The organism is Paraburkholderia suaedae (assembly GCF_040812055.1).
Taxonomy (GTDB): domain Bacteria; phylum Pseudomonadota; class Gammaproteobacteria; order Burkholderiales; family Burkholderiaceae; genus Paraburkholderia.
The window spans coordinates 1-3,098 of record NZ_JBFOAH010000083.1 but is presented as its reverse complement, the minus strand read 5'-3'; the positions used below and the strand labels follow the sequence as shown (position 1 = coordinate 3,098).

At 62.1% G+C, this 3,098-nt stretch carries 2 protein-coding genes; both read right to left on the bottom strand.

What is annotated here, in order from left to right; translation table 11 throughout:
* Window positions 1-612: 612 nt before the first annotated feature.
* Window positions 613-1,335, bottom strand: a complete 723-nt coding sequence (locus ABQJ48_RS37510) for a hypothetical protein (protein WP_367842893.1) — start codon at window positions 1,333-1,335, stop codon at window positions 613-615.
* Complete coding sequence (locus tag ABQJ48_RS37505) at window positions 1,332-2,657, bottom strand: two-partner secretion domain-containing protein (protein WP_473094252.1); 1,326 nt, start codon at window positions 2,655-2,657, stop codon at window positions 1,332-1,334. The genes ABQJ48_RS37510 and ABQJ48_RS37505 overlap by 4 nt, the downstream gene beginning before the upstream one ends.
* Window positions 2,658-3,098: the final 441 nt, after the last annotated feature.

Genomic DNA, 3,098 nt, shown 5'->3' with positions numbered 1-3,098 from the left:
AGCGCGGCCACAATCTGCTCCACCGAATACTGTTGGTGTTTCATCGCCAACCTCCCGTGCTGTGGGGAAAATTGCTCCGAAACACTAACACTCATTTCTGTCCAGGATTTCTGCAGCAGTTCAATGGAGACTGAGAGCGAGCCTGTAATGCGGGTCGCACGGGCAACGGCAGGCGCCTCGCTTCCGAAAGAAGTACGTTGGCCACTCGCTGCTCATCGAGCCCGTTTTCGATGAACAGCGTTGCCGGAAGCCATTGAATTCCTCGCGGAATTGATCAAAAAGCAACTTCCGACGTACATCTCCATCCATTCGGCGGCACGATTAGCGCTGTGGAACCGACCGCTACGGCCGAGTTGCTCACATCGACCATCCGGCAGGTTCCGAAGTGAACCGACCGTTGGAATGACGGCTTCGTGTGTTGCGCGAACGGCAACTATTGGCCGAACGCAGTCCGACGCTGGTCCAGCGACATCGATCGCTATCGCCGATGGTCGACCGGCGATTCTCGACCCGGAGCGGTCCTTCAACGCTCGATCGCGACTGTCGAAAGTAGACCGCCGTGCCGGTCATGCGCGGACTCCCGGTTGCGGTGTGTTCCGACAGCCCGCCTGGCTAGTGTTCCACCTGCCAGCGCAGCACAGGATGTGTGGCGCCCGACGGGATGATCCACGCGCCCGTCGGCCCGAAGTCCCAGCCAACGAAGCTGGCGGGGTTGCTCATCTGAGCCGTCGTCAGCCCGTTGGACGCCGGCAGGTTACCGCCGCTCGACGGTTGCCCGGTGGTCTGGACGTCCCAATAAACGTCGGTGCCAAGACCGGAGCAGCCCATGCAGATGCCGCCCATGACCAACCGGTTGCCGCTGGAGACGCGGCCTGACGCAAACGACTGCGTAACGGAGCCGTAGTTATTTGCCACCAGCCCTGCAGCGGCGCCGTGCGTCAAAAAACCTACGGCGGAGCCCGTTGCATACGACTGGTCGATCCTCCCATAGTTGGTGTTAACGAGCCCGGCTGCCTCGCCACCAGTCTCGACCGAGGCACTGCTTCCCGAGCGCTCGATCAGCCCGTAGTTTGCGCCAACAAGCCCTGAAAGCACTTCCGAAGTGCAAAGGGTGCAGGCGTTCTCGCCTGAGGTGAACGCATTGACAACGGTGCCGTGGTTATTGATCGCCAGGATGCCGACGCCGGAATAGAACGGCGTGTCCACGGTGCCTGTGTGAGTGTCGACTTTCACGTCCCGCACGACTCCGCCTTGCCCGATGTCACCGAAAAGAGCAGTGAGGCTCGGCGAGATATTCGAAACGGTATGCCACATGCCGTCGAATTGACCGGTCAACGGCGCGGTAATCGTGAAGTCGACCGTACCCAGCGTGGTAAGCGCAAAGTTGCTCCCATCGATATATCTTTTCCGAGTGCGTAGTTGCCGGTCATATCGTTGGCGACGGCCTGAAGGTCCGCTACCGAATTGACGAGTCGATAGCCGGTGATCTGCGTGAGCAGGCCGCTGTAGACTGGGGCGGTCCATGAAGCATTGCCGATTAACGTGCCGGGGCTGTAGGTGCCGTTCATGTCATGGAGGAGGCTCACGATTCCGGTACTGCCCGACCAGTCGATCGTGCCTTGATTTGCCACGCTGCCGGCGTTGTCGATACTCGCCGCGTCCGCCCTCAAGGCCAGGTTGCCACTGCCGGTGTTTTTGATTGTTGTCGCCGGTGCAATCGCCACATTGCGGAAGGCCACGAGCGATAACGACGCCAGCCCTTGCCAGTCGAGATTCGACGCCACGTTCATATCGCCGCTTGCGCCATTCGTGCCGGTCGCGGTTGCGTCGATCGATGTGCCGGCGTTCAGACTGCGCACAAAAGCGTTAGCCGTGGCGCTATCGACGGTGAAGTTTGGCGTCGAGATATTCCAGAGCCCCGCCTGCACCGCTGCGTTATTGCCCAATGTGAGTATGTCTGCGAGTGTGTCGACCGTGCCCCCGGTACCGTCGGCATTCGTTGCCTCGATCGTCCCTTGCTGCGTGACGCGACCATCGCCAGCCACCAGCCAGACGTGGCCGTCGCGCATCGCCGTGCCGGTTGCGCGGATCCGCGATCCGCTGCCCGCGAGCGCATAGATGTTGCCATCGGCCGCTTCGAGATTGATCTGCGCGGCTTCCGTGGTGCCGCGATCGACCACATTGCCTCTACTGCTGATCTGCACGAACACCTGCCTGCTGCTCGACGATTCGTACAACACCACCTGCTGCCCAGCGACGTATTCAGCCGTGCCGTTCGGTGCGCTGACCGAGCCTGCATTCACCACCACGTCATGTGATATGAGAAACACATCGCCGCCACTGGAGCTGATCTTGCCGAGATTCACCACCTTCCCATTCGAGAATCCCGCGAGCGTCAGCGTCCCGCCATTCATGAATGCGGCGGTATCTGGCAGATCGAGCGTCGAGGCAACGAAACGTCCCCCGGTGCTGATGACGCCGCTGCGTCCCACCAGAATGCCTTGCGGGTTGATCAGATACACACCGCCCGTCGCGCTCAGGCTGCCGAGAAGCGCGGAAGGCGAGCCGCCCGTCACACGATTGAGCGTTGCACCCGAGCCGTTGTCGAACGTGACGGCGTTGCCCTTGCCGATCGAGAAGCTGGTCCAGTCGATCACGCCGCGCGTCGAGCCGGGCTGCGTGACGGTGAGCGCGTCGGCCTGGCCAGCAATCGTTCCGGCGCCACTAACGTAGTGACCGCCGTGCGGCAGGACGCCAGCGGCAAGCGCGGCGTGCGGTAAGGACCATGCAGCGACGGCTACAGCGATGACGGGCGCGACGCGTTGTTCGGATGGGCCTGCACACGGGCGAGGTTGAGCTACTGGGCGATCAATACTTCGGAGCTACGCTGCACCGGTGCGCTCGCCTCACCAGCACTGCTCACGGGGGGCAGATGGTGGTCTCCTCTGCGACCGCGGCGCTCGTGCGCCAGACCTCCCCGCGTCGACCGTCGCCGGCGCCGGCCGCTGCGACCGTGAATCCATCAAGCCTTCAATTGATCTCGTCAGGTCCGCGCAAACAACGCGCGGTAAGCGCTGGGCGATGTGCGAAATACCCTG